Below are 23,249 nucleotides of genomic sequence, written 5' to 3' on the forward strand. Positions count from 1 at the left end.
ACTGAACGCAGACTTTGCATTTCAATACTTAGGTCACGCTAAAAGGTTAGGAATGGTTTGAACGTGCGATGTCGAATGGCATAAGCTATCTTCTTGACCCAAATGCTCACGTACATACGCTTCCAAAGTTTAAATTTTTGAGAGAGCGTCACCTGCGGTAGTGGCTCACCCTTTTTAACGTACCAGCAGTTCCTGTTGTGGCGTTGAGCCAAAACATAGCCAGCCTTTACAAGGAACCGATGCTTAAAAAGATACAGATGCTTGTCCTCTAATAGGATTAGCTTGGGCTGCATATTCTGCAAATCTGCCCCCAAGAGAACATCCAGTTCAGCTCCTTCCACGTCAATTGACAGAAGGTCTATGTTGCGAATATTATGCCTTGCACAGAGGTCACTGAGAGTGATGGCTTCAACACTGACTTTCTCAAATTCTTGGTAGTTGTGTTCATCAATGTTGGCCTCTAAGCTAGCATGACCTGTCATTAACTCGGCACCAACTTTGGGAATCAACAATTCCAATGAACCTACTTTTTTGGGTGATGTACAAGCACACTCGCACACCACTGCGTTAGGGCGTTCACGGCGGGCCAATTCAGCAAGGTACGGAATTGGCTCAATTAGTAACCCTCTCCACCCTAACTCTGTTTCCAAATGGTATGACTGCGACTCTGGTGACGTTGGGTCGTTAGCGCCGACTTCTACAAACACACCACCTCGCTTATTGCCGAAGTAATGCCGAATTAGCTTCTTCTCAATAGCCTCATCCCGCATTATGTGCTGGGGTAAATTGTGGGCTGGTCGCCCGCTGTAAGGTGTAGTCACTGAGCTAGGCTTTCTTCATTATTTCTGGTATCGATCGGACGCAATTTTACGTTCTGAACGTGATACTGGTCGATGCATTCAGCCGCGAAGCGTGGTCAGTAGCTTTACTAGTTCAACAATTGCGGTGAATGGCTCGGGATCAGTGCGCGCTGAAAATCGCGCCGCTAGTCGTTCTGCGCGTTGGGTGGCCATGGCCAAATGTTCGCTTGTGTGCACAACCGGGGGGGCCTGCCGGCAGCCCTGGCAGGGGCCTGATAAATAAAAATTCCAATTCCAGAATTCAAAAACCAAAGCCCCGCTTCGCGAACGGTGTCTGGCGATGATCAGCACTGCGCTTTGAGATACATTATTTCCTCGCTTGCGCGCATCCCTGCGCGTCCACGATCAGCTTGAAACGCCGTCCACGATCACGTTGAAACAGACGTCCACGATCGCTGAAATACGCAACCTTGTCACCGATCAGGATCGCACTACGGCCATTTGCCACGAGATCAAGGTGGCGTTCGATCAAGGTCGCAAAGTGCTGGTGTTGACCGAGCGCACGGAAAATTTGGATGCCATTTTGGCTGGTTTGACGGACAAGGCAGACGAAAGAGGTTATCAAGAGTCCGACTTCCGGCAAATTTGCCGAAAGTGCCGTTGGATGCCAGACATGCAAATTTGCACCTCTGTGAACCGACTGCAAATTTGCTTAAGGTTGCGCGCTCATTACTCGTGCAAATTTGCAGCTTTAAAAGCATCAATAAATGATCGAAATGGACTTGGCTTCTCAAGCAACCAGCGTCTTACTAGAGGCATCGCAGCACACCCACCGGAGATTGACATGACCACCACCATCGACCAGATTTTTGCTTTGATCGCCCAAAAGCACCTTTTTATCGACACCCTGGAAACACGCCACTCAGACCGCCTTGACTTCCACGATGTCGCAGTCTGGAGCGTGCGCGATGCCCTGGAGGCGGCTTTCAAGGCGGGATCACTGCCACAAGGGTGTCCATTGCGCGGACACCCTTTTTCTTCGCCAGCACATCATTCGCCGCAGGAAGTGCGGCAAATCTGCTGACTTATCTCCGCATGACCCGCCCGCCGCGTCGGCAAAGGGTGTGAATTGAATTCCCCCCCCTTTTGCTGCCCAAGGTGCAAACCAGCCTTGGTGCAAACCCCTGCAAACCTTGGTTTGCACTCTGACTGTGGGCAACGCGTGCGCTGGTCTCCCCCGCATAGGTTCTTCGTCAGGAAGGACCCCTTTTACCTGGTATGAAAATCAGATGTCATCAACCGTAGCCATCCACTGCGGAATGTCCCGCGTGCCATGCAGCACCCGCCAAACATCAATATGGTCTGCTCGTTCGACGTAAAACACGAGGTGCGGATAGCGTGTCAGAGGCCAAAAGCGCAGACCGGGCAGGTTCAATTCGTGTGCATAACGCGGTGAACCGGTCGCAGGATGGCGACCAATGTGGGCGTAGGCATCCTCCAGTGCATCAATGAAGCCATAGGCGGCTTGCTCGGCAGACTCGCCCAGATAGTAGGCAATGATCTCGTCGATATCGTGATGGGCCAGCTCGCGTGCGACAACAGGCTTGACTTTCAACCGTGCGTGCCCACTGCGGTGGCTTTGCGAACACGCGCGCGTAGGCCATCAAAATACGCTGTATCGGCCACGCCTGCAGGCGCAGAGGCGGCACCAGCCACCAGCAGACTGCGCAAGTGCAGCCGATCTTTGTCTTTACGGATTAGTTCGCGCAGGTATTCACTGCTGGTTCCATACGAGCCCTGGCTAACCTGCTCATCAACAAAGGACTTCAGGGTGTCTGGCAAAGAGATGTTCATGGTACTCATGCCCACAGTTTAGAGGTCTTGGCAAAATTTGGCAAGATTGATGTGCCTTCCCAAAGCCACCAATGGGTACGAGGGAGTGAGCATTCCCGATGCTCACCCTCTCTTTAGAGAGGAAAGGCCGGGAACCGGGAAAGTGGCGTATTCATTGGGTTTGATCGTTCCCGACAGCGTTTCGGGAACGATGCCCACCGGGAACGATTGAATCCGCATAAACACTGGCTGCAATCGTTCCCGGGAACCCAATCGTTCCCGGCGGGAACCGGGAAGCCGGGAACGATTGAGGCAGGTCGGGCAGATCATTAAGCATCCCGCTGTCCGGGTCTGGACTGGCTCAAGTGCCCTTTGATGAACACGGCATCGCCGCCCGCCACGGGTCCGTTTGGCACGTCGAGCCACTTGACCAACTTGGACCCTTCAGCCATGGCACCGACCAGTTCCTGCTTGGCCAGCAAAACACTGACCCATTCCGCGAGTTTGTGTTTGCTGATGGCATGAAATGCGTCTCTCGTACCGACTGGCATGCGATATGTCGTGGTTGTGAAAGTACTGAACCAAAATGTCTTGCGCACTTATGGGTGAAAGCCACGAAAGGATTGGCAGACCGCAGGGGCCGCAGCCATCACCGCTGCCACCTCCACCTCTGCGGCGTGGGCCACTGCCAATTTGTCAGTGACGGCTGCGATTGCCAGCGTCGGCCTGCTCAAGACAGCGTTTGCCGTGCTGGGTGCGTTCGCCGTGGGTTGGGAAATCGGTACCTGGTTGTCCGAGAAATTCGAGATCGTGCGCAAAGCGGGCATCTTCATGGTCGAAATCCTGGTCAAGGCGGTTGAGCAGTTGCAGTACCGCTGGGAGGCGTTTGCAGCGATCTTCACCAGTGACACCATCGATGCGGCCACCGCACGGAACCGTTTGGGCTGATCCGCCCCATCTTCTGCTACCGCGTTTGATTCCATAAAACCCGATCACTCATGTTGAAGTGTTGCTGCCCGAGCGCAAGTCCCTTCAGGCGCGATTGCTGGCCAAGTGGCGTGCAAAGTAGCGTGTGAGTTGATATGAGATCAAATTCGATGCATAATTGACGCATGGAAACCAACTTCAAACGGCCGTTTGCTCAGTATGTCAAAAAGGCACACAAGCCCCTGCAGTTGGCAATTGAAGATGAAGTGGACATCGTTTGCGATGATCCTGAAATTGGTGAGATGAAGGTTGGAGACCTAGCTGGAATCCGAGTGCACAAGTTTCGCTTCAGTCGGCAGGAATATTTGATTGCTTATCGCGCTCCAAAGGAAGATGTGCCTGTGGAGTTTTTAGTTATTGATTTTTATCAGGTGGGTGCTCACGAGAATTTTTACGCTGAGTTGAAACAGTACCTACGACAGGAAAAATCCAAAGGAACCTCAAAATGAGCCACGCATTGACCGCACAAGATCTCTTCTCGGAGATGAAGCGCATGCCCTCGACTGAGCGGATCAAATTCTTTTCGCTCCTGGCAAACCAGGCGTTTCGGGATGATGACTTCACGCATGAGCAAGTGTTCGGGCACTTACAGCATGAACCTTTATCAGCGTTTGAGGCGGCTGAGTATCTAGAGGTGTCTTTGCCAACTCTGCGGCGATATGTGCAGGCGAATAAATTGCGGCCCTGTCACACGGTGGGACGCAACCAGATGTTTTCTGCCGAAGATCTTCGGGTCTACAAACGAGCTCGGCGGTAGAGACTATTTATCTGATCCTGTGAAGTTTGGTGTTCAGTTCGAAGTTTCACCATCCGAAAAGGACAATCTCCAAAAGCGGGGACAAGCACCCTATACTTGCCCATCGCAAGCAATGCCTTGGAACCGACGGTAGCCCAGCAGCTTGCGCACGACAGCACCGTTTTTTTGCTCGATCCAAGCTTGATCGTTCTTGCGATAGGGTCGAGAGCGAGTGAGTTCGATTCCATGGCTGAGGCAGTAATTGATCAAAGTCTCGTTTACAAATTCGCTTCCGTTATCGACATCCAGCGCACGAAGCGCGAATGGCAATCCCAAACGAATTCGTTCGAGCGTTTCAACAAGTAGACCGCTGTCGCGAACCACCAAGGGCGCAGCCTCCGTCCAACCGCTCGCGATGTCAGTCAGGACCAAACTGTTGACGTAGCTGCCGCGATTGGCGTCCCCGCAATGCGCGACACAGTCCATCTCCATGCTCCCCGGCGGCGGCTCGTTCCAGTCCGCGAAAGTACGCACCGGCACACGCCGTCGCGCCTCAGGCATCGCGCGGCGACGCTTCTTCAAATTAGTCGCACTACGTGGCACTCGCAGCAATCGGTCAATTGTCGCGGCGCTCATGGTCAAGATTTTTTGGCGTATCGGCTCGTGGAGATGCAAATGCCCGTTGCGCTCCAAGGCCGGCAATAGGATCGGCAACAGGGCCTTCAGCCGCTTCCCGCATACCCTGTCGGAGGCCTCCCAGAGAACAATAAGCGCAGTCTGAACCGCCTCGTCGTAAAGGGCCGGCCGGGCGCGGGTCTGTCGTTTCTTGCTAGTCGGCTCCGAGTTGAGTGCGCGAATCGCCGACTTGTGGTGATAGCCGGTTACCGCAATGAATTCATCGAGAATCTTGCTCTTATCGGCGCCTGCTGCAGCCCTATAACGCGTACGGACTACGTTGGTAAGTTCGGCCCGCGCCGCGTGCGTCATCTTGATAGCCATAGTCCCTCCAAAGTCGTGGAGCAGGCATGATGGCAGGTGCTAACGCCGGCAACATCTCAGGTGAGGCAACATGTGCGCCAGGTAACACTTCTATTGATGCAATGCGAGGGCATAACTGGGCGCTCTGCATAAAGACCCATTGCAGTCATCCACGGGGCACTTTTGTAAGTCGGGTATGCCGCGATAGGAGCCGTTCTGGTCTTGACCGGGGAGGACTCCAGAAGGCAATAGCTGTAATCGCGATTGGCGAAAGGGTTGATACCGGCCAAAGTTCTGTCATATAAATGGCGAACTGCGTGTGGGCGTTGTTGATGGCCCACTTCTATAAGGTGTTCCCGCTGTTGTATTCAATGTGCGGTGGACAGATGCTGCGGACATCGGCAAATCGATTCATCCACCACCATCCCTTTGGGTATCCAACGGTACGGCGGTTGATGTTGATGTTGATGTTGATGTTGGGGTTGAGCACGGTAGCAGGATGGATGTTCCGCCGGCATAGAAGTGAGACTACAGAGACATTAAATTTGCTACGAATTCAGTAACTGTCCGCGCATATTTCGTATGTGCTTCGTTGCTTTCTAATGTTGTTGCTCGTGCTTATTGATTCGCGATCGCCCGCACATTCGATCTAGATGAATGGCATCCAACCCTTGTGTGCAAAGCACCGTAAACGAAGCTCCCAAATAAAAACAGGGACCCGAAGGTCCCTGTTGCGAAGAAAGACATACCTTACGAAGTGATGCGGCGACGCACTGCCAAGGCTGCCAGAGCGACTCCGACCAGGAGCAGGCTGCCAGGCTCGGGAACATCATTGCCTGTCACTAAGGGGTCACGCGCCCAAAGCATCAAGTTCGAAATGGATTTATTGTCTAAATCCTTCGTGTTCCAGGTGCCGCCAAAGGTGTAGGCAGTTGTGAAATCAAAAGTACCAGCCGGCAACGCCTGACCCAGTATGCTGAAGTCAAAGTCATAAACGGCAAACATGTCACCTGCCTTCAAGAGGATGGCGAGATGGTCAAAAGCATTCGGCCCCAGAACACTTTTCACCGCGGCAATTATTTCTGGTTTCAAAACCAATGTCCAATTTCCGGATGAACCACCCTGACCAGTCATACTGATGGTGAGATAGTCTGCAATAGATAGCGTACCTAAAGTACCGTAATTAGTTCCGTTTTTCCCCAAGTAGATCCAGCCTGGATCATCAGCAGCGTCGTCACCGTCCATATCGACCAAGGCGCTGGTCGTTGTTAGGGTGTTATAAATTGGATTGAAATGAACCAGAGAGTTACTTTGAACGCCAGGCAGGTAATAAGGATCAAAGTACGTGTTTGGTCCAACCGATCCGCCGTTAAGAACACTGGTATCGATCACTCCAACGTTATTCGTCCCACTGGGTTCTGAAGCGACATTATTCCCGTCTGCCACTCCGTAGCAACTGGTCGCTTGGACGGTGCCGGGGAGCAAATTTGTTGATTGCCCGGTAACCGTCATTGAAGTTAAGGTTACGGTATTGTTAAACGAGCATGCGGGTAATGTGACAACATTGGCAGCATATGCGCTACCTGTAAACAGCGATACCGAAGCCATCACAAGAGACGACACAATATGTTTGGTTTTCATAATTTTTCCTTAACAACACAATGTGATGAAAATAAAGCACGAATCGTGCCATGTATGTCTCATGAAGATTTCCTCAATATTTTCAACAAGTTAGCAAAATATTGATTTGGCATAGGATTTGTGATGCAAGAAAACCCGACACATAGACTCGGTAAATTGGCTGAACGGCCATGCGCACTTTCACCTCTGTGTGGTCGATCGGGTGTTTTAGGGGGGCCATGGGACCTTGGCCGACCCGGAACCGGGCACTGGTCATCTAGCGTAGGCTATGTTCACAATGTTCACAGATAAAACCAAATGGCCATCTATTGCAAGTCGGATTGTGTCTGCTTGAGTAACAGTCTCGTTTAGACATGTCGTCAGATAATTTGCCGCTTCTTCAAGTGAAAGCCATTCTTTGAGGCTAAACAATTTGCTCATCCCGTCCCCCCAAACGCCCTGAGAAAGAACCAGCGCCAGGCAGTCAGGGGTAACTGCTTTTCCCTCCGTCGAGGTAGGCGTGGTCTAAAACTGTCTATGCTGCTTTGAACTGGATCACGTCCGCGCCCGTGGCCAGCTTGTCCAAGTAGTCCGCCCATGTCTGCATCATGGCAAACCGCTGGGTGATGTACTTTGTGCGGTTGTAGCTGGTGCCGTTCGCGTCCTTCTTGGCGTGTGCAAGGTTGGCTTCGATCACCTGCCAGTCAATATCCAACTCGTCCACAAGCATCGTTCTGGCGCTCGCCCTGAATCCGTGCCAGCTCTGTTCCTTGCCGAATCCCAGCGCGTACAAGGCGCTGCGCACTGAGTTATCAGACACGGGCCTGTCATGGCTGCGCTCGCCGGGGAATACATAGCGCCCGTGTCCGGTCAAGGGGTGAATGCTGCGTAGTAGAGCCACGGCCTGCGTGGGAAGTGGCACCGTGTGATCTTCGCCTTGCTCCTTCTCCAGCTTGGTGCGCTTCATCTTCATGCTGGGAATCGTCCACAGTGCCGCGTCAAGGTCTAGTTCTGCCCACTCCATCATGCGCAGGTTGCCGGGCCGTTGATACAGGTAGGGGGTGAGCTGCAAAGCAGTGCGCACTATCGGCCCGCCCTTGTAACCCTTGATGGCCCGCATCAAGCCACCCATGCGCACAGGGTCAAGGATGGCTGCAAAGATTTTGCCCCGGTAGGGTGTCAAACGGCCTTTCAGCCCTTCGGTGATGTTGCGTTGTTGAACGTGGGCAGTGGGTAGCCAGTAGTCCCAAACCTGCCGCGCCAGCATCAGTACCCTGTCAGCCGTTTCAATCGCACCACGTTCTTCTACTTTTTGCAGTGCTGCCAGCAGCTCCATGGCGTGAATGTCGGTCATGGCCCTGTCGCCAATCCACGGGAACAGGTCACGCTCCAATTGCCGCAATGACCGCTCTGCGTGGCTTGGGCTCCATTGGGGAGACTGTTTACCGTACCACTCCAAGGCAATAGCTTTGAAGGTGTCACCGTCGGTTCGCGTGGCTTTGAGCTTTTCAACCTTGCGCACCTGAACCGGATCATGGCCGTTGCTTCTCTCCAACTTTGCAGCATCTCGGGCTTTGCGTGCAGCCGTCAGCGACACATCGGGGTAACTGCCCAGCGCCAATTGCTTTTCAGTCCCGGCAATGCGGTATTTCAGAAACCATCGCTTTGATCCTGCCGGACTGACTTGCAGATACATCCCGCCTGAGTCGGCAAACCGGGCTTGCTTTCGATCTGTTGGACAAACTGCATTACGGCACTGGGCATCGGTCAGCATGGGGGTACGGCCTCGGGTGAATGTGGGGGTGCAACATAGCCAAATGGGGGTACAGCATCAATTTCCCCCCGTTTTTCCTATTTCTCCCCCCATTTGTACCCCCGCTTAGGTCTGGCTGTCAATGTATGCCTTTGTACTGTGCTGGCATGTAACTAGCTGATTTACCAATGAAAAAGGCCTCCGAGTATCGCTACTTGGAGGCCTTAGTCAGTGCATATGGTGGTGGAGTGCGGACGCGGGTTCAATTCCGATCTCCAAAGCCGTGAGGCAAGTTTACGTCACTTGTCCCCGCTTTTGGAGATTGTCCTTTTCATATCGTGAGATTGAAAACCCGCCTCCAAGCCGATTGACTACATGTTGCAACCACTTAGATTTTGGAGCGACAGGTAGAACCAACTTTTTTAAACCGTGATGCGTTTAGGCTATTGACAATTTTCAGCCTCTTTTCGACGACATGCACAATGTTGCAATGCGTTGACCTGGGCAACGGTTGAAATATACGTTCTGGACTTGATCACAAAGCTGATGCAGCTATCAGTGAACTTGATTCCCACCTACCAAAGGATTTTGACAATGACGATTTACCTGCATCCAAAAACGGACAATGCACTTTCCGATGCATACAACGACGCCTTCAATCATGCTGAAGAAATTTTTGTTCTTTCAGCTTTTTTGCGCGATTGGCGAAATTTCACCTTGGCTAATGGCTGTACAAATGCAACGTTAATAGTTGGAAAAGACTTTGGAATTACCCGTAAAAAAGCACTTCGTGACGCTTTAGTTTGGAAGAAGAAAAACAAGAATAAATGCCATTTTTTTGTTGCAGATCAGATTTCAGGTTTTCATCCTAAGCTTGTAATGTGGAAACAAGATACAAGTTACTTTCTCATCGTTGGATCTTCAAACTTGACCATTGCAGCCTTCGAAAGTAACTACGAGGCCAATATTCGTATCAAGATTTCAATAGAGCGCTACCAAGAGATAAGCAACTGGATTACCCAAATTCTTGGACTATCAATACCGGTTACAACTCAGTGGATTGATGATTATGAGGAATCACCAAATCCAATTAAGAAACCTGCCAAATTATCTAAAAAGACATCACCGGGCTTGATTAAATTTAATTTACCGCTATTCCCCAAGCTTGCCAAAGCACTTGCCGAACGAAAAGAGCGTGCCTTTGCCTTTGAGGATATTCGTATTGAGTTCGAAAAGGAAGTTAGAGAATGTGCTGCGGGCACAACCAGTCAACAACACTTTTACCAATGGCTCATCGATAACTGGAATGGCGCTGAGTGGAAATTTCAAGGAGCGGGAATTTTCCGTCACAAATCGACTAAAACTAACTGGCAGCTTCTTTGCAACTCATTGGTAATTAGCATAAATAGCAATAGTGTGCAGCGCGATCATGTTATTCAATCTGAATACGACAAACTGGAACAATCTGGGGAAGTAGAAGTTCGACAAGCATTTCTTACCGAGATGCTATGTCATTTTTTCCCTGATGACTATCCTTTGTGGAATAAGCCAGTTGAGACGTGGCTAAAAAAAATCGGCATTTGGAAAGAAAAACAACGTGGACTTAGTGCTGGCGAGAAATACATTTGGATCGCAAAACAACTCCGACTCGCGCTACAACAAAATTCAGACTATCCCGCACAAAATCTTGCAGAGCTGGATCATGTTATCTGGGCCTATTGTGATTACAAAGGATGGCTGGTGAAAACTTAGCCTTTCATTTTTTCGGGCAGCACCGCCCGAATATCCTAGCGGAGGAATTAGGGAAACCAAATATCTGTGACTAAATGCGTATAGACTAATCTGGATTAAGTAAAGCCAGATGAGATATCACCGGTAATTTATCGAGTGATTGAATTACCGACCTCCCATCGTGACGCAAGTCGCTGTGCATCGGAAACTTGTGTCTTTGTCATTTTTACTTCAAGCTTATCCCTCCACTCGCTTGCAGGCTCGTCGCCACCAGCTGCAGCTATGTTCAGCCAAGAATACGCAAATACGTAGTCACGAGGCACGCCGACCCCATCCATGTACATTCTCCCGAGACGGCTTTGAGCGTGCTCATTGCCACTTTCTGCGCGAGCAAGACAAAGACAGAATGCTTCGCTTGTATCCTTTTCAGTACCGCGGCCATATATGTAGCATTCAATGAGCGATATGGGCGCAAGATGATGGCCACTCTCGACTGCAGCTGTGTACCAAGAAAATGCAATCTCATCATCCTTCGAAACACCGTCTCCGCGAGAATACATTTGTGCAACTAGATATTGCGCGTGTGGATGTTTCTTTTCTGCTGCTTTCAGATACCAAGCGAACGATTTTTCTTTCGAACTTATCAGTGGGTCATTAGACGCATATATATCACCCAGCTCTACCAAAGCGCGAATATTACCGTGAGCGGCCGATCGTTCAAACCATTCAGCTGCTTCAACCAAGTCCTTTTTGCATCCAGTTTCTCCAGACAGCATTTGACCCACACGAAACTCTGCATCATGATGCCCTTGGCTAGCAGCCTTATGGAACCACGTGAACGCAATAGCCATATCTTCCTTGCATCCAATACCTCGCTCGAATTGCTTTGCCAACTCGTGCTGCGCTTGACGGTGACCTTGCTCTGCGGATTTCGAAAGAAGTTCATGAGATCGAATGTCGTCGCGTTCAACCCCATTTCCACGGCTGTACCGCATGCCCAAAAGATAACCTGCATGGGAGTTGCCATTTTTTTCCGCGCGCTCGTACCACTCCACTGCCTTCGAAGCATCCTGCCCAACACCTTCACCGTTTGAAAATTTCAGACCAATCTCAAGCTGTGATTGAACCTGCTCCTTTTCCGCTGCCTTCAAGAACCACTCAAAAGCCTTTGTTACGTTTCTTTCTACTCCAATGCCATTTTGATAGAGACGACCTAAGTTGAACTGTGCAACTTCATCCTCTTGAGACGCAGCCATATTAAATAGGTCAAGCGCCCGCGTCAGGTCTTTTTCAACTCCGTCCCCAGCCTCGTAAAGTCGTGCCAGGTTGTTTTGTGCAGCAGCGTCACCCTGCTCGGCTGCTAGGCGATACCAATGCGCGCTTTTGATCGAAGATTTAGGGAGCAGGCGACCCTCTAGGTAAATCCGTCCCAAGTTAAATTGAGCATGCGAGTCACCTCCTTCGGCATCTCTGAAGATCAGTTGACACACTTGATCGTCCCAATCAAGAGTTGGTGGTGTGTAATCGGAATCATCGTCAAATTGCATACGTTGGCCCATTCATGCTTCAATTTGCGGCTTTTGTTCAGTCGACATCGATTGCCTTCCACATGGTGAGAAAGTACTTGCCCGGTGCCCCGTCCCGAACTGAAATGTACCCAGATCTGATTTCTTTCCGCCCCCAAGGCGTTTCCCAAGACGCAGCAAATGACCAGACATCGTTGTCTGCGTCTAAACCTTCAATGAAATTCTTCCAAGCTGCATTCAAATGGCCAAACGGAGCGTTTGGTACAGCACCCATTGGGTCCGCAACCATTTCGCGTGCCTCGATCTGCGGAACAGTCAGTCGCTCCTGAAGGTGGCTGTGCTCCACCGCAAACTCCTTTTCCTCCTCCAGCGCAAACTCCTGATGTTTATCCACCGCAAATCTCTGATCTTCTTCCAGCACATCCTCACATTTTTTTGAGAAGATTTCCTTACCTTTCATATAGATGGCGGCTGGCCACACAACCACAACAGCTACTGCTGCGAGAACCGGCACCACAAAGTCACTCAGGATTCGGTATGAGAGTTTCTTGCGGTCGGGTTCGACGGCATCGAGAAGGTCACGTAACGACTCTGACTCGTCTTTTTTCGTCAACCAGTGCGTGCCAAAGACGATAACAAGAACCACCGCGCCTATTTCTAATGAGCTGACCAGTGACATCGTCAGTTTTGATATCCATCGCTGAAATCACCAATTCAGCCTCGTCGAATCGACCCTGCTCCCGATAAAGATCGACCAGATTGATGACATACCCCTTGCGAGATTCTTCCCACCGGCCAAATAGAACTTTGCTGAGACGCTGCATGTTTTGAAGTTGCGCATCCGTTGGTTCGAAGGCCGGGTAAGTGAACGGACTGTTCGGCGGACGTCTGTATTCCGGTGGCTTTCGGCGCAAAAACTTGTCCCACCAGGTTCTTCGATCAGGATTGGCCGCGACCCAGGCTGATTTGATCGCGGCCTCTTCAGCATCCCTGTGCTGGCGGTATCTCTCCCGGTACTCGTGATTGAGACATCGCCAATAACCAAGTCTTGCGGCGACCTCCATATCCTCGCTGCTCGCCTTTGAGATGCACTCGGGCAAAAGTTGATCGGGCACGTGATCCATGTAAGGCAGATCATTGGAATCATCTTCGTCCATATTGGACGCTTCTGATTTATCAATTGAGACCATGTCCTTTGTCAGGACAAACTGCCCACATTTGCACTGTCGCAAGCCTTCGTCGTTCGGCATGAGCGAGTACTCTCGCCAACCGTCAGTCCAGTATTCAAATGCCGAAAAGTTCATCGACACGTATCTTGGAAAGGCATATTGCGCGCCACAACACGGCGCTGCCATTATTCGGACACCACGAACGATGGTCATGCGGCGCTCAGCTTGCGGTGTTTGTCGGTTGCGAAGGCTGCAGCCTTCGAGAACGCGACCAGTGGGCTTCCAGTGTTTTCCATTCCCGGCTCCTTTCTTACGGTTTATTTCGTCTTGGTGACCGCTTCATCCACAAGCGCGACCACCGCGTCCTCTTTTCCCGTCGTGATCAAGGACCACAGGGCTCGGCACTTGGCCAGCGCGTCGCTCGGTGCGTCTTCAAGTTGCTTGATCAGGTCCAGTTCCAGTTCAGCGCGTTGCTTGGCTTTGCGGCTGCCGTATTCCTCGACGATGTGGTCACCTGCGACGTTCATAGCTTTGATCAGAGCGTCCTCATCAGTCCTGATGCCCTGCCAGAAGAACCGATTGGTCATAGCCTCGCGGGGGAACTCCGCGATACCCTTCAGGAGCGCGAACGCTTGGCCCCAGGGCGACGACCACTCCGACTTCTGTGAGGGATTGAATGCCACGGGCGAGTACGCCACCTTGGGAATCAGCTTGTCGGCTTTGGTCCGGTCGAGGCGGGTCTTGAGCTCATCCAAGATGTTGGTGACGGCGTTGTCCGGAATTTTTCCGTCCGGGTGATAGGCCTCGTACATACGCTGCGCGTCGCTGCGGATGCGCTCGCGCTGCGAGGCCAGAAAGGCCTCGATGTCGTCGCCTATGGCCTGTCCGAGCAACTTTTTCGCGTCGTCGTTGGCCGCTGTCAATGCTGCTTCAAAAAGGGGAATGGCTTGCTTGGGCATCCAGCGCACCCCATCAGCGAGCGCGAACGAATAGCGAGGCAGCAAGTCACCGGACACACGACGCAACCGGTCGATCTTCTTGAGCGTGGATTCATCGAATGGCGCTACCTTGAATGAGGTCTGCGCCTTCACCATGCCAGTCTGACGAAAACTGTCGACGCCGAACCACTCAGGCTTCACGGGCGCCTCTAATGGCGGAATCCGGCTTAACTTGTCCACGGAGACAAGTGCACCGAGTTCAAAAACCCGCGCCACACTGTCAGAGAGAGGGTCGAGCTTGGGAACGCCGATGGCTTCGGTCGGAGATGGCACTGCTTCGTTGTTCTGGTCCACCAACACAACCTCACCCGACTCCGGGTCGACGACGGCCCGCACCAGTGGCTCGGTGGCTGACTCGTGCGCAAGGCAGCGCCGTCGATAGTCTTCCCATAGCCGGGCTGCTTCCACGTCCCCTTCTGGCAGCACCAGGTTCGGCATCATGGATGCGACATCTGGTCGCAGCGGACCCGCGATGCCCCACAAGTAGTCGAACCACTTTCGGCAGGCTTCGAAGGTTGCTGCTGTCACGATCGCGGCTAGGTTGGCTTGAGAAGGCGACGCAGGCGCAAATCCCATGTTTTCGGTCGGGCCAACCGACACCGCCACATTACCATCTGCACCACACAGGCACAAGAGGTTCGATGACCGGTCGAACAATGAGGCTTCGGGGAATACCTTGAACGCCGCCCGATCGCCGTGTCGTTCGACGAGCCGAAGCAGGTCTTGCAAATCGGACTCAGAGGTCCTGCACGTCGGGTGGATGCTGATAACCAGACGGAGCTTGGTCTCCATATTGTCGGCCAGGTATCCCTCCATCCAGCCCACTGCCCTGGCGTCGATCGCAGACACCACGCCGAACACACTGAGCGCTGCTCGCGCGGCCACTTCAAAGGGTAGCGCCGTCTCGTACCTTCCGACTCCGGAACTGACACGGGGTTCCGGCCACACGAAGGGCATTTTCGGGATGATTGATGTGCTCACGGAGCCTCCTTTGGCAGTTCGGTAACGCGACGACTAAGAGCCATAGATGCCTTATTTTACATTAAGGTAATCAAAATACAGCGGATATTAACCTTATAATAATAATTTGCACGGATTGTAGAGCAGCTTATATACTTCATGTAATAGACCTCACCAGCATTTGTTAATCGAAAAGAGCACCCACAGATGTTGAAAGAACAGCTTGCCGATTTGACCCAACCGCAACGAGACCGCCTCGCATTCGTAGAGTTACGCGTGCGATTCGTCGGTGAGATTCGACGACAGGACTTGGTGGCGCGTTTTGGCATCCAATCCGCCGCCGCCACCAGAGACCTGGCCCTTTACAAAGAGCTGGCCCCTGGAAACATCGACTATGACGCCAAGGGCAAGTCCTATGTACTGGGTGCTCACTTCCAGTCAGTCTTTGACTTCCCGCCCGAGCGTGTGCTGTCGTGGCTGACTCAGGGGTTTGGCGATGGGGAACCCATGTTGCTCAAAGCCTGGGTTGTCAGCGAGCGTCCTACCAGGTTGACGCATCCCGATCTGGATGTGCTGGCAAGCGTGACGCGGGCGATGTATCAGGAGTGCCCGCTACAAATTGAGTACTACTCTATTAGTAGCGGCCAGTCAGAGCGCGAGATTGTTCCATTCGCACTGATAGACAACGGCCTGCGTTGGCATGTGCGCGCCTATGACCGAAAGTCTTGCGAGTTCCGCGACTTCGTTATCACACGCATCAAGTCACCACAGCTGTTGAAGGGGTCGGAGGTCCGTGTGACCGAGCGAAGCGACCAAGACATCCAGTGGACGCGAATCGTCGAACTCGAACTGGTGCCCCACCCGGACCAACCCCGGCCCGAAATCACAGAGATGGACTACAGACTGGATCGCGGCGTCCTGCGCATGAAGCTCAGAGCTGCCACTGCTGGGTACATTCTTCGCCAGTTGAGCGTCGACTGCTCACCCGACCACAGCCTGCGCGGCCCCGAATATCGACTTTGGTTGCGAGATCACCTGGCGCTTTATGGCGTCAAGAATGCGCTGCTTGCTCCAGGCTACCGCTCTCCTGACCACCTTCGGCCAGAAGCTGAAGCGGAGTGAGGGACTGCTGATGTTGACAAAACTGGAACGATACGTAGACCTGCTTGGCGAACTGCACACGAAACTCATCGTACTGGCGGGGCCGCGCGACAGCGGCAAAACGAAGTTGCTGCAAGAGTTGGGAACCAAGCTGAATGTCCAGCCGCTGAACGTCAACTTGGAGTTGGGGCGCCGCTTGTCAGCTACGCCCCATGCAGAGCGTGGTTTTTCAGCGGGTCAACTGCTCCGTGATATCGCCGACAAGCAGCTCAAAGAAGATGTGCTGCTGCTCGACAATATCGAGTTGTTATTTGAGCGCGGCCTACAGATCAACCCGCTTGATCTGATCAAACGGTTGGCTCACTCAAAGCGCGTTGTGGCCGTCTGGCCCGGCGAGCTGCGCGGGAATCGGCTGTATTACGCCGAAATGACCCATTCAGAATATCGCGACTACGACGCTGAAGGCGTGGTTGCACTGGCAATTTGAAGTTTAAGGGAACGAGGAAAACATGGCTAATAAGATGAAATACGGTGATCTGATCCAGTTCGAACAGATTGAGTCGGTTATCCAGCTGCTGGATGCTGACCGGCCAAACGAGGCCAAAAAGCTCGTGACGACCTATGTCATTTCGGATGACATGGCTGAGCGGATCGCCAAGCTCATGATTCCCCAACTTAGCTTCGACGATTCCGTCGATCACAAGGGTGTGCTGATCGTCGGCAACTATGGCACCGGCAAATCGCACTTGATGTCGGTCCTGTCGCTGGTGGCGCAAGATGCCGCCTACGCCCCGATGATTCGCCACCCCAAGGTGGCCGAAGCCGCAGCCTCGATCGCGGGCAAGTTCAAGGTGCTCCGTATTGAAGTCGGCGGCTTGGAAATGCCGCTGCGCCAGATCATCACCCGTAGGCTACAAGAGTTCCTTGCCAATCTGGGCGTCAATTACATCTTCCCCACGGCGGACCAGGAGCTTGACAACAAGCACTCCTTCGAAGAAATGATGGGTGCTTTTGAAGATGTCTATCCGGGCCAGGGCATCTTGCTGGTAGTGGACGAGTTTCTTGAATACCTGGACTCTCGCCGTGGCCACGAACTGGCGTTGGATCTGGCCATCCTGCGGCAGATTGGTGAAGTCACCAAACATCTGAAGTTCCGCTTTGTGGCCGGTGTGCAGGAAGCCATTTTCGACAGCGCACGCTTCGAGCACGTCGCAAGCAGCATGCGTCGAGTCCATGAGCGCTTTACGCAAATCCTGATCGATCGCAATGACGTGAGCTTTGTCGTCGCGGCGCGTTTGCTCAAAAAGAGCGTCGACCAACAAAACAAGATCCGCGAATACCTAACGCCGTTTGCAAAGTTCTACGGCACCATGAACGAGCGCATGGACGAGTACGTCCGTCTGTTCCCCGTTCACCCTGACTACCTGAAAACCTTCGAGCAGATCCACTTTGCAGAGAAGCGTGGTGCGCTCACCACCATCGAAAGTGCGATGAAGGCACTTCTCGATCAAGAAGTGCCGACCGACAGGCCATTGCTCATCAGTTATGAGAGCTTCTGGCAGACCATCAAGAAAAATTCGGCGCTGCGCCCCGATGCCAACATTAAGGAAGTGTTGCGCGTCTCCGATGTGCTGGAGTCCCGCGTTCAGCAGTCGTTTACGCGCCCAAACTACAAAGGCATGGCGTTGCGCGTCATCAACGCACTTGCCGTGCACCGCTTGACCACGGGTGGCGACATCCACATACCGATTGGCCCCACCGCTGCAGAACTGCGTGATTCGCTGTGCCTGTTCCAGCCGGGCGTAGAAGACATGCCAGGCGATGCGGCAGAGAACCTGCTGTCGATGGTGCAAACGGTGATGCGTGAAGTGCTGAAAACGGTCAACGGCCAGTTCATCTCCAAGGCAGCGGATACCGAGCAGTACTACCTCGACCTGAAAAAAGACATCGATTACGACGCCCAAATCGAAAACCGCGCGGGCAGCCTGGACGATGACCAACTCGACCGTGCGTATTACGCGGCGCTGCTGCAGCTCATTCGCGAGAACCCCAGTGAGCCAAGCTACGTTTCCGGCTTTCAGATTTGGCAGTACCAGATCGAGTGGCAAGAACGCCGCGCTGAGCGCATGGGCTACCTGTTCTTCGGTGCACCGAATGACCGCCCGACGGCACAGCCAGAACGTGATTTCTACGTTTACTTTATCCAGCCATTCGATAAGCCCAAGTTCACCGACAACAACCTCACGGATGAAGTGTTCTTCCGCCTGAAAGGCCTGGACGAAGACATCAAACGCCTCCTGTCGGCCTACGCCGCAGCACAGGAACTGGCATCCACTGCCAGCGGCGGAGCCAAAGCCATCTATATGTCCAAGGCGCAGGACTTCCTCAAAGCCATGAGCAAGTGGCTCCAGGAAAAGCAGATGACGGCTTTCGAGGTGACCTATCAGGGCAAGACAAAAACCCTGCAAGACTGGGCTAAAGGCGTATCGCTGCGCGACCGCGCGCGGCTTGGCCCGGATGAACGCATCAACTTCCGCGATGTGGTCAACATCATCTCTGGTTTGGCACTGGGCCAGCGTTTTGTCGATCTCGCGCCCGAGTACCCGACCTTCTCAGTGCTGGTGACCGAAGGTAACCGCAAGCAACTGATCGGCAATGCGCTGCGTGCACTGGCGGGCGGCAACCGCACCAAGGACGCAACCGCCATCCTCGACGCACTGGAGTTGCTAGACGGTGACCGCATCGAACCGGCCAACTCCCGCTATGCCCAAGAAGTGCTGAAGCGCTTGAAGGACAAAGGCCACGGCCAAGTGCTCAACCGCAGCGAACTGCTTTCCGGCACGGCCGATGTTGAGTATTTCGCGCCGATCAAATACCGACTGGAGCCGGATCTATTGGTCACCGTGCTCGGTGGATTAGTGTATTCCGGTGACTTGGTGCTGTCTATCACTGGTGACAAGATCGACTCCGGAAAATTGGTTCAACTGGCCGAACGCTCGCTGGACGACCTCAAGCAGTTCAAACACATCGAGGCACCGAAGGAAATCAACGTTGCTGTGTTGAAGTCGCTGTTTGAGTTCTTTGGCTTGGCCTCAGGTTGGGCGCAGAAAGCCACACAAGGCGACCCTGATTCAGTGCGTGAACTGCAAGACCGCATCAGCGCCCTGACACCGCGCGTGCTCAAGGCGGGTTCGGACCTACAGCAAGGCAAGCTGGGCTTTTGGGGCCAAAATCTGCTTCGTGATGAAGAGGCCAAAGACTGGCACGCCCGGCTGGATTCGCTCAAGAAGTTCACCGAAGACCTGTCACCGTACAACACCGTTGGCAAGCTGAAAAACCTGCGCATCACCCTCGAAGACATCGAAGCGCAGAAAAAGAACATCGAAGTCCTGGCCTCCGTCGAGCGAATGCTGGATCTGGTGGTGGAGCTAGGCAGCACGGCCGCCTACCTGTCGCAAGCCGAAATGGTGCTGCCTGCCGGGCACGAGTGGGTCAAGCAGGCCGAAGCTGCCCGCAAGGCGATGCAAGAAAAGCTGAGCAAAGACCGCACGGCAGAGCACGCCAGCGAGTACCGCCAAACGCTCAACCAGCTCAAGAAGGACTACATCAACGCCTACATCGCCAGCCACACCAAGGCGCGGCTCGGCGTGTCGGAAGAAAAGAGCAGGAACACCCTGCGCAACGACCCGCGCCTGCAAGGCCTTCGCGTCCTGGCCGGTGTGGAAATGATGAACGTCAGCCAGCTCACCTCGTTTGAGGATGCGCTCAATGGCCTCAAGAGTTGCTCTGCACTGGACGAGCCGACGCTGAACATGTTCGCGGTGTGCCCGCATTGCCAGTACCGCCCCTCTGCCGAGCAGTTGGAACTGAACATCCCCGCCGCCAAAGCGCTGCACAAGCTGGATGACGATCTGGATCAGCTCGTCGCCAACTGGCAGCAAACCCTGCTGGAAAACCTTGAAGACCCGTTCACGCAGGAAAGCCTTGGCCTGCTGCCGGACGCCAGCAAGAAGCTGATCAACGCCTTCCTAACCTCACGCGCGCTGCCAGACCCGGTCACTGGCGAATTCGCCAATGCCGTGCAAATGGCGCTGGTTGGCTTGGAGAAGGTGGTGGTCAAGAGTGACGAGATCAAGCAGGCCCTGTTGCTGGGCGGTTCCCCGGCGTCGCTCAAAGATGTCCGCGAGCGCTTTGAAGCGTTCCTGAAAGAGCGCTGCAAGGGCAAGGAAGACCCAGAAAAACTGCGCTTCATCATTGAGTGATGGGTATTCGATCGCCCAGCGATGAACAGAAGAATTTGAGGAATTAATTGATGAGTGATCTTTTCCAAAACCACGCGGCCAAATTAGGTCCGGTTGAATGCCTTGGGCAAACGTTTCCAAGTGATGAGGCGCGGCGCGAGCACTACTTGAAGCTTCTAGCTGAAAAGCTGAAAGAGCCTGCATTCCGAAAGGTAGAGGGGTTTCCTGTGGGTGCCGATGCGGATATCTTGGTGCTATCCGATCCGCCTTACTACACCGCTTGCCCGAACCCATTCATCGAAGACTTCTTGCGCCATTACGGCAATGCCTATGACTCGTCTGTGCCATATAGCAAGGAACCATTTGCGGCTGACGTCAGCGAAGGAAAGAATGATCCAATCTACAACGCTCATAGCTATCACACCAAAGTTCCGCATAAAGCCATCATGCGGTACATCGAACACTACACAAAACCCGGCGACGTCATTTTAGATGGGTTCTGTGGCACGGGAATGACTGGCGTCGCAGCAGCGCATGTTGGTCAAGGCAGAAGCGCAGTCTTATTGGATTTATCGCCGATCGCAACCTTTATTGCTCGTAACCTAAATGGATCGCTCGATTCCATATCGTTTTTAGACGCTGCAAAAAAACTCGTAAGGGATATACAAAGGTCGGATGAAAGACTTTACGAAACAAATCATAGCGGATGGAAAGTACGGGATCGCAAAACGGCAGCCCATAAGCAGTACAAGAATCCTGGATCTTTAAAAGGCGTTGTTGAGTTTGTCCTATATTCTGATGTGGTTGCCTGCTCAAATTGTGGTTCACAGCACCCGTTTTATTCAATCGCCGTCGATGAAATGGAGGATTCGCTGCGTTCCTCTATCAAGTGCCCATCATGTGGCGTTGAGGCAAAGGAGTCCAGCTGGGAGGCGTGCTATGAATCACGAATTGATCCACTTTTGAATATGGCTCATAAGGAAGCCAAGACAGTACCTGTATTGATAAATTATTCTGTTGGGACTAGTAGGTTCGAAAAAATTCCAGACGAAGATGACTTTGCTGCAATCCGAGACGCAGATGCAAAGCTTCGCACAGTTGGATTCCCTGTTGTTGAGCTAATTCAGGGAAAAGAAACTCGGCGGAACGTACCTCGCGGCATCACACATCTCCATCACTTTTTTACTCCGCGCGAATTGTATTCAGTTGCACTAATTCATCGCTATATAGCGGGCGTTCCTGATGCTTCTATTCAGCATGCCCTTCTTTTTGCGCTGACGGCTTGCATGCCATATGCATCAAGAATGCGTAGATTTAGAGCTGACAGAAAGGGAGGCGGGCCTCTCTCAGGAACCTTATATGTTGGTTCTCTTATTACGCCACCAAATGTACTTAAATCATTCTTGCGTAATGCAGAAACCATTGCTTCTAGCCTCGCATACCAGCGCTCGATGCCACGTTGCAATGTCATTTCCACGCAGAGTTCGACTGCATTGAATGGGATAGCAGACAAGTCGATCGACTATATATTTGTCGACCCGCCATTCGGGAGCAATTTTGATTACTCGGAGTTGAACTTCTTCTGGGAGTCTCTGCTCGGTGTCGTAACCAAGCAAACGAATGAGGCGATTGTTAGCTCAGTTCAGGAAAAGGGACTCGATGATTATCGCCAGCTGTTAACCAATGGTTTTAAGGAGTTCTTTAGAGTATTAAAGCCTGGCCGATGGATGACTGTCGAATTTTCAAATACACAGGCATCTGTGTGGAACACTATTCAAACATCCTTGCAAGAAGCAGGGTTTGTCGTGGCGAACGTGTCGGCTTTAGACAAAAAGCAAGGCAGCTTCAAAGCAGTAATGACGACCACTGCTGTAAAGCAGGACTTGGTCATTTCTGCCTATAAACCAAATGACGGTCTGGAGGACCGTTTTGCGCAAACAGGTGGAAGTGAAGATTCAGCATGGGACTTCGTCCGGACGCACTTGGGATATTTGCCGACCGTGAAAGTAAGGAACGGGGCTTTAGAGTTCATCGCGGAAAGAGACCCTCGAATCATCTTCGATCGAATGATCGCATGGTTTATTCGGCACAACGCACCAGTTCCAATGTCAACCCATGAGTTTCAAGCAGGATTGACGCAACGTTTTGTTGATCGCGATGGAATGGTGTTCTTGGCCGATCAAGTTACTGAGTACGACAAAAAACGACTACAGGTAGCGGTCGCGCCGCAGATGGAAATGTTCGTTTCTGACGAGCGCAGTGCGATTGACTGGTTAACCGATTTTTTGAAACGTCGGCCATCCACCTATCAAGAGGTTCATACGGATTTCATCAGTCAGCTTGGTGCTGGCTGGAAAAAGCACGAGTCGAAGCCTGAGTTGGCAGCACTGCTGGAAGACAACTTCATTCAATATGACGGGATTGGCGAAGTTCCGAGTCAGATTCACGCATATTTGTCTTCTAATCATAAAGATCAACGCAAGCTTGAAAAGGATGATCCGGCACTGATCGCCAAGGCAAAAGACCGCTGGTACGTGCCCGACCCGAACAAGGCTCAGGATCTGGAAAAGAAGCGCGAAAAGGCACTACTTAAGGAGTTTGATCACTATCGCGCCTTCACAGGTCGTCGTCTCAAGGAGTTCCGGCTTGAGGCGCTGCGAGCAGGTTTCCGTTCAGCTTGGGCCGAGAAAGACTACAAAGCGATCATCTCAATCGCGCAGAAGATTCCTGAAGATGCTTTACAGGAGGATGAAAAGTTATTGACCCTGTACGACCTCGCCCTCACGAGGGCTGGAGTGGACTAAGAACTTAACCAA

19 protein-coding genes and 1 pseudogene are annotated in these 23,249 nt (G+C 52.5%); 9 read left to right on the forward strand and 11 right to left on the reverse strand.

The window, feature by feature from the left end; translation table 11 throughout:
- Nucleotides 1-38: 38 nt before the first annotated feature.
- Nucleotides 39-821 carry an FkbM family methyltransferase gene (locus PHQ58_RS02900; RefSeq protein ID WP_300106604.1) on the reverse strand — a complete coding sequence of 261 codons (783 nt, stop codon included), beginning with the start codon at nt 819-821 and terminating at the stop codon, nt 39-41.
- Nucleotides 822-1,644: 823 nt separating this feature from the next.
- Between PHQ58_RS02900 and PHQ58_RS02905 the strand changes: the two genes are divergently transcribed.
- Nucleotides 1,645-1,884 carry a hypothetical protein gene (locus PHQ58_RS02905; RefSeq protein WP_300106718.1) on the forward strand — a complete coding sequence of 80 codons (240 nt, stop codon included), beginning with the start codon at nt 1,645-1,647 and terminating at the stop codon, nt 1,882-1,884.
- 201 nt (nt 1,885-2,085) lie between these two features.
- On the opposite strand, the gene PHQ58_RS02910 is transcribed toward PHQ58_RS02905, so the two are convergent.
- The 3 genes from PHQ58_RS02910 to PHQ58_RS02920 form a co-directional block, all read right to left on the reverse strand.
- Nucleotides 2,086-2,415, reverse strand: coding sequence for a type II toxin-antitoxin system RelE/ParE family toxin (locus tag PHQ58_RS02910; RefSeq protein ID WP_300106607.1), 330 nt, complete (start codon nt 2,413-2,415; stop codon nt 2,086-2,088).
- Nucleotides 2,412-2,663 (reverse strand): type II toxin-antitoxin system ParD family antitoxin, encoded by a 252-nt coding sequence (locus PHQ58_RS02915; protein WP_300106610.1) that lies wholly within the window; start codon nt 2,661-2,663, stop codon nt 2,412-2,414. Before PHQ58_RS02915 ends, PHQ58_RS02910 begins: the two co-directional genes overlap by 4 nt.
- A gap of 299 nt (nt 2,664-2,962) precedes the next feature.
- Nucleotides 2,963-3,184 (reverse strand): hypothetical protein, encoded by a 222-nt coding sequence (locus tag PHQ58_RS02920; protein WP_300106613.1) that lies wholly within the window; start codon nt 3,182-3,184, stop codon nt 2,963-2,965.
- 73 nt (nt 3,185-3,257) lie between these two features.
- Between PHQ58_RS02920 and PHQ58_RS02925 the strand changes: the two are divergent.
- The 3 genes and pseudogenes from PHQ58_RS02925 to PHQ58_RS02935 all read left to right on the forward strand — a co-directional run.
- Nucleotides 3,258-3,578 (forward strand): annotated as a pseudogene (locus PHQ58_RS02925) (hypothetical protein); the annotation flags it as partial.
- A 167-nt stretch (nt 3,579-3,745) separates the two neighbouring features.
- Nucleotides 3,746-4,069: a type II toxin-antitoxin system RelE/ParE family toxin gene (locus PHQ58_RS02930; protein WP_300106618.1), complete on the forward strand. Its 324-nt coding sequence runs from the start codon at nt 3,746-3,748 to the stop codon at nt 4,067-4,069.
- Nucleotides 4,066-4,377 carry a helix-turn-helix domain-containing protein gene (locus PHQ58_RS02935; RefSeq protein ID WP_300106621.1) on the forward strand — a complete coding sequence of 104 codons (312 nt, stop codon included), beginning with the start codon at nt 4,066-4,068 and terminating at the stop codon, nt 4,375-4,377. Before PHQ58_RS02930 ends, PHQ58_RS02935 begins: the two co-directional genes overlap by 4 nt.
- Before the next feature lie 90 nt (nt 4,378-4,467).
- Here PHQ58_RS02935 and PHQ58_RS02940 read toward each other — a convergent pair whose 3' ends face one another.
- The 3 genes from PHQ58_RS02940 to PHQ58_RS02950 all read right to left on the reverse strand — a co-directional run bounded on the left by PHQ58_RS02940 (nt 4,468) and on the right by PHQ58_RS02950 (nt 8,728).
- Entirely contained in the window at nt 4,468-5,355 is an 888-nt protein-coding gene (locus tag PHQ58_RS02940) for a transposase family protein (RefSeq protein WP_300106623.1), read from the reverse strand.
- Nucleotides 5,356-6,084: 729 nt separating this feature from the next.
- Nucleotides 6,085-6,975, reverse strand: a complete 891-nt coding sequence (locus tag PHQ58_RS02945) for a PEP-CTERM sorting domain-containing protein (protein ID WP_300106626.1) — start codon at nt 6,973-6,975, stop codon at nt 6,085-6,087.
- Nucleotides 6,976-7,489: 514 nt separating this feature from the next.
- Complete coding sequence (locus PHQ58_RS02950) at nt 7,490-8,728, reverse strand: integrase arm-type DNA-binding domain-containing protein (RefSeq protein WP_300106629.1); 1,239 nt, start codon at nt 8,726-8,728, stop codon at nt 7,490-7,492.
- A gap of 573 nt (nt 8,729-9,301) precedes the next feature.
- Here PHQ58_RS02950 and PHQ58_RS02955 point away from each other — a divergent pair.
- Nucleotides 9,302-10,459, forward strand: coding sequence for a phospholipase D family protein (locus PHQ58_RS02955; protein WP_300106632.1), 1,158 nt, complete (start codon nt 9,302-9,304; stop codon nt 10,457-10,459).
- 128 nt (nt 10,460-10,587) lie between these two features.
- On the opposite strand, the gene PHQ58_RS02960 is transcribed toward PHQ58_RS02955, so the two are convergent.
- The 4 genes from PHQ58_RS02960 to PHQ58_RS02975 form a co-directional block, all read right to left on the reverse strand.
- Entirely contained in the window at nt 10,588-11,985 is a 1,398-nt protein-coding gene (locus PHQ58_RS02960) for an SEL1-like repeat protein (RefSeq protein ID WP_300106635.1), read from the reverse strand.
- A 37-nt stretch (nt 11,986-12,022) separates the two neighbouring features.
- On the reverse strand, nt 12,023-12,577 hold the full coding sequence (locus PHQ58_RS02965; RefSeq protein WP_300106638.1) for a hypothetical protein: 555 nt from the start codon (nt 12,575-12,577) through the stop codon (nt 12,023-12,025).
- On the reverse strand, nt 12,543-13,346 hold the full coding sequence (locus tag PHQ58_RS02970; RefSeq protein ID WP_300106640.1) for a hypothetical protein: 804 nt from the start codon (nt 13,344-13,346) through the stop codon (nt 12,543-12,545). The genes PHQ58_RS02965 and PHQ58_RS02970 overlap by 35 nt, the downstream gene beginning before the upstream one ends.
- A gap of 104 nt (nt 13,347-13,450) precedes the next feature.
- Nucleotides 13,451-15,112, reverse strand: a complete 1,662-nt coding sequence (locus PHQ58_RS02975) for a hypothetical protein (protein ID WP_300106642.1) — start codon at nt 15,110-15,112, stop codon at nt 13,451-13,453.
- A 186-nt stretch (nt 15,113-15,298) separates the two neighbouring features.
- Between PHQ58_RS02975 and PHQ58_RS02980 the strand changes: the two genes are divergently transcribed.
- From PHQ58_RS02980 to PHQ58_RS02995, 4 genes are read left to right on the forward strand one after another with little or no spacing between them, the layout of a single operon-like run.
- On the forward strand, nt 15,299-16,213 hold the full coding sequence (locus tag PHQ58_RS02980) for a WYL domain-containing protein (protein ID WP_300106644.1): 915 nt from the start codon (nt 15,299-15,301) through the stop codon (nt 16,211-16,213).
- Nucleotides 16,214-16,223: 10 nt separating this feature from the next.
- On the forward strand, nt 16,224-16,679 hold the full coding sequence (gene brxF, locus PHQ58_RS02985) for a BREX-3 system P-loop-containing protein BrxF (RefSeq protein WP_300106646.1): 456 nt from the start codon (nt 16,224-16,226) through the stop codon (nt 16,677-16,679).
- A 22-nt stretch (nt 16,680-16,701) separates the two neighbouring features.
- Nucleotides 16,702-20,454: a DUF6079 family protein gene (locus PHQ58_RS02990; RefSeq protein ID WP_300106649.1), complete on the forward strand. Its 3,753-nt coding sequence runs from the start codon at nt 16,702-16,704 to the stop codon at nt 20,452-20,454.
- Between the two features lie 50 nt (nt 20,455-20,504).
- Complete coding sequence (locus PHQ58_RS02995) at nt 20,505-23,237, forward strand: DNA methyltransferase (protein ID WP_300106652.1); 2,733 nt, start codon at nt 20,505-20,507, stop codon at nt 23,235-23,237.
- Nucleotides 23,238-23,249 lie beyond the last annotated feature (12 nt).

It is taken from the genome of Rhodoferax sp. (genome assembly GCF_028688795.1).
In the GTDB taxonomy this organism is placed as follows: domain Bacteria; phylum Pseudomonadota; class Gammaproteobacteria; order Burkholderiales; family Burkholderiaceae_C; genus Rhodoferax.

Bases quoted from the DNA above. Each gene is read 5' to 3' on its own strand.
- PHQ58_RS02970 (WP_300106640.1), bottom strand. From the start codon at position 13,346: ATGACCATCGTTCGTGGTGTCCGAATAATGGCAGCGCCGTGTTGTGGC.
- brxF (WP_300106646.1), top strand. From the start codon at position 16,224: ATGTTGACAAAACTGGAACGATACGTAGACCTGCTTGGCGAACTGCAC.
- PHQ58_RS02995 (WP_300106652.1), top strand. From the start codon at position 20,505: ATGAGTGATCTTTTCCAAAACCACGCGGCCAAATTAGGTCCGGTTGAA.
- PHQ58_RS02945 (WP_300106626.1), bottom strand. From the start codon at position 6,975: ATGAAAACCAAACATATTGTGTCGTCTCTTGTGATGGCTTCGGTATCG.
- PHQ58_RS02940 (WP_300106623.1), bottom strand. From the start codon at position 5,355: ATGGCTATCAAGATGACGCACGCGGCGCGGGCCGAACTTACCAACGTA.
- PHQ58_RS02920 (WP_300106613.1), bottom strand. From the start codon at position 3,184: ATGCCAGTCGGTACGAGAGACGCATTTCATGCCATCAGCAAACACAAA.
- PHQ58_RS02915 (WP_300106610.1), bottom strand. From the start codon at position 2,663: ATGAGTACCATGAACATCTCTTTGCCAGACACCCTGAAGTCCTTTGTT.
- PHQ58_RS02955 (WP_300106632.1), top strand. From the start codon at position 9,302: ATGACGATTTACCTGCATCCAAAAACGGACAATGCACTTTCCGATGCA.
- PHQ58_RS02905 (WP_300106718.1), top strand. From the start codon at position 1,645: ATGACCACCACCATCGACCAGATTTTTGCTTTGATCGCCCAAAAGCAC.
- PHQ58_RS02960 (WP_300106635.1), bottom strand. From the start codon at position 11,985: ATGCAATTTGACGATGATTCCGATTACACACCACCAACTCTTGATTGG.
- PHQ58_RS02935 (WP_300106621.1), top strand. From the start codon at position 4,066: ATGAGCCACGCATTGACCGCACAAGATCTCTTCTCGGAGATGAAGCGC.
- PHQ58_RS02930 (WP_300106618.1), top strand. From the start codon at position 3,746: ATGGAAACCAACTTCAAACGGCCGTTTGCTCAGTATGTCAAAAAGGCA.
- PHQ58_RS02980 (WP_300106644.1), top strand. From the start codon at position 15,299: ATGTTGAAAGAACAGCTTGCCGATTTGACCCAACCGCAACGAGACCGC.
- PHQ58_RS02950 (WP_300106629.1), bottom strand. From the start codon at position 8,728: ATGCTGACCGATGCCCAGTGCCGTAATGCAGTTTGTCCAACAGATCGA.
- PHQ58_RS02990 (WP_300106649.1), top strand. From the start codon at position 16,702: ATGGCTAATAAGATGAAATACGGTGATCTGATCCAGTTCGAACAGATT.